Consider the following 3,126-nt stretch of genomic DNA (forward strand, 5'->3'; position numbering starts at 1 on the left):
ACCGCCATGGCATGACGGCCTTCCTGGACGTCGTAGGTCATCGCACACAAGGTGCCGCTGCCCTCGGCGGACCGCCAGATGTCGATGTACGCGCAACTCCGGCAGCAGCCCATGCTGTCAGTACATATCCATGAACAGCTCCTAATTCTTTAGTACCAAAGACATCACCTAAGTAGGCTGGGATGACAGAAAAGCCTGCTCCATAACAAGACATCAACAAGCATAATGCAATGACAAATAGGAGCGGTAATTTGAAGATGAGCATGGCTGAAAGCATTACAATATCGAGAATAAAAATGGTACTGAAAGTAGCAGGGCGCCCGATATAATCAGACAAAGTTGCCCATATCAAACGTCCAAAGCCATTGAAAAGGCCTATGATTCCAACCATAATTGCGGCTGTTTGGACAGACATGCCGGTCATACTTTGAGCCATGGGGGATGCAGCTGAGACAAGGCCGATCCCGCATGTAATATTGATAAATAACATTATCCAAAGAAAAGTGAAGGATTTAGTTTTGAGGGCTTGGTTAGCTGTTAGCTCCGGTCCTCGGGTTAGACGTGTTCCCTTTTTTTGAGAAATGCTATTTTCAGTAGTGCTTGATAGTGCCAGATTTGGACGAACAATAAACTGTGCAGCGAGCAGCATAATAACAAAATAAAATGTTCCTAAGAGATAGAATGTTTGTTCAAGACCAACACTAGCCATTAGCTGTTGAGCAACAGGACCAGTCAGCATTGCTGCAAAACCAAATCCCATAATAGCTAACCCCGTTGCTAAACCGCGTTTGTCTGGAAACCATTTAATAATTGTTGATACAGGGGTAACGTATCCTGCTCCCAGTCCTAAGCCGCCTATGACACCATATGAGAGATATAATAGCCAAATTGAATTTTGATGGATAGCCCAACCAGTCATAATGGTTCCAGTTCCGTAAAGAAAGCTAGCAATAGTTCCCGTTAGTCTAGGGCCTATTTTTTCAACGACTTTGCCCATAAAGGCGGCTGACATTCCCAAGAAGAAAATAGCGATACTAAATGCAAGAGCGACTGAGGATTCTGCCCAACCATTTTGTTTTGCAATTGGATTAGTAAAAACACTCCAAGCATAAACGGAACCAATCATTAAATGAAACATGACACCTGCAAACGCAACAACATAGCGATTTGTTTTCAATACCTATTCCTCCATTTTTGATAGTATACGAATAAGTATACGAATAATTTAAACGTTGTTAACAACCATTGTTGTCATATAATAATAATATCACATTGATTATCACATTTAAACAATTAAATTTTAGTATAAGACGAATTTTAACGTTGGCTAATGAAAAGTACATTTAAGTTAGCTATAGTACTGGGAAAAAACAAATTACGGTTGCTGTTTTTGAACAAATAAAAAAGCACAGGGAACCTAAAGTGCTCCATAATTGTTAGACAAGAAATCTAACAGTTATGGAGCACTTTAAAAGTTATGCTTATTTTGGTTCTGTTGCGAAGTTTGAAAATCAAACGCGCCCGCTCTGAACTCCAAATATCTTAGGCTGTTATTCCCATTAATACCTTGATTTCAGTAGACACCGAAAAGCCGAAGAGCGTTCCATTTCTTCGGTTCTTTTTATATATTCCTCGAATGGTCTCCATGCCCTTAATCATGGAAGAGGCTGTACGGAGACTTTGATAAAATTTATTTCGTCGTTTAATAGGTCGATGGTCTTGTTCTATTAAATTGTTAAGATACTTCACAGTTCGGTGCTCTGTCTTAGTATATAAACCCACACTCTGTAACTTTCTAAAGGCGGAGCCAAGAGAAGGTGCTTTATCGGTCACAATTGCTTTCGGCTCACCAAACTGTTTATGGAGTCGTTTTAAGAAAGCATAGGCTGCTTGCGTATCCCGTTTCTTTCGTAACCAGATATCTAAGGTTAAGCCGTCCGCATCAATTGCACGATAAAGATAATGCCAACGTCCCTTAATTTTGATATAGGTTTCGTCCATTTTCCATGAATAGAAGGATTGTCTATTTTTCTTCTTCCAAAGATAATAGAGGACTTTGCTGTACTCTTGCACCCAACGATAAATCGTAGTATGACAAACATTTATTCCACGATCATATAACAATTCCTGAACTTCACGATAGCTTAGATTGTAACGCAGGTAGTAACCAACAGCGACAATAATGACGTCTTTTTTGAATTGTTTGCCTTTAAAATGATTCATTACTCTGTCCTCTCTGTCTTTTTTCTCAATTTTACACTAAAATAGATTTTTTGGAAAACTTTGCAACAGAACCTCAACTAGCAATTCGGGTCCTCCATATCAAAATGACTATCAATTTATATTAAATCATAAATGACTTTAAAAATAATCATACTAAAGTCCTTATTTTTATTTAGAAACAATCACGGTTCAATAGAGTATACTCTATTGAACTATTTTTAGTTAGTGGTATAATAGGTATTGTAGGTGTTCAATAGACTTGTTCAAAAAAAGAGGTGGAAAATTGTTAGAAAATGAATATTTCGTGTTCACTGGAACACTCACCACAATGACGAGAAAACAGGCGCAAGCTATTATTTCAGGGCTAGAAGGTCATAATCAAAGTAGTGTCACGAAAAAAACCACACGGCTGGTGACAGGCTATTTCCCCATTGATTTAATCAAAGGCTATTCCCCTTCTCAAAAACTGACAGAAGCAGAACAAGCAATTGAATCCGGACAGCCTTTAATTATCATGAGCGAAAAAGAGTTTGTGGACTTTTTAGCACAATTTTTCCAATTACTCGCAAAAGGGCTATAAACAATCATAAAAGAAAGAGAGAAACTATAATGAAAAAAATAATCGCATTTAGTAGTATTGTTCTTCTAGCTATTTTTGGACTTGTAGCATGTGGTACGAACTCCCAAAAATTATCGAAAGAGAATATTGACCGTATTCATTTTACCATTACAAATGGGAGTAACTATCAATTTCAAGAAACGGATATGAATATCAAGGAAAAAGAAATGGTTTCATCAATTGTCGATTATCTTGATGAGTTGGATTTATCCAAAAAAAATGAGGTCAAAGATACTGGTCGGCCCGGCGATCCCGCACGTCGCGGAGCGGTTCGGCGCGCCGTG

4 protein-coding genes are annotated in these 3,126 nt (G+C 38.5%); 2 read left to right on the plus strand and 2 right to left on the minus strand.

Annotated features, from left to right (window positions below):
• Positions 1-37 precede the first annotated feature (37 nt).
• Together AB0M30_RS47525 and AB0M30_RS47530 are read right to left on the minus strand one after the other, a co-directional pair.
• Positions 38-1,177 carry an OFA family MFS transporter gene (locus AB0M30_RS47525; protein ID WP_364599261.1) on the minus strand — a complete coding sequence of 380 codons (1,140 nt, stop codon included), beginning with the start codon at positions 1,175-1,177 and terminating at the stop codon, positions 38-40.
• Between the two features lie 365 nt (positions 1,178-1,542).
• Positions 1,543-2,223 (minus strand): IS6-like element ISS1N family transposase, encoded by a 681-nt coding sequence (locus AB0M30_RS47530; RefSeq protein WP_364599264.1) that lies wholly within the window; start codon positions 2,221-2,223, stop codon positions 1,543-1,545.
• 283 nt (positions 2,224-2,506) lie between these two features.
• On the opposite strand from AB0M30_RS47530, the gene AB0M30_RS47535 reads away from it, so the two are divergent.
• Entirely contained in the window at positions 2,507-2,803 is a 297-nt protein-coding gene (locus AB0M30_RS47535) for a BRCT domain-containing protein (RefSeq protein WP_014011546.1), read from the plus strand.
• A 29-nt stretch (positions 2,804-2,832) separates the two neighbouring features.
• Positions 2,833-3,126, plus strand: a 294-nt coding sequence (locus tag AB0M30_RS47540) for a hypothetical protein (protein ID WP_364599267.1), incomplete at its 3' end; no start/stop codon positions are given.

The organism is Amycolatopsis sp. NPDC051716 (assembly GCF_040681595.1).
GTDB lineage: Bacteria > Actinomycetota > Actinomycetes > Mycobacteriales > Pseudonocardiaceae > Amycolatopsis.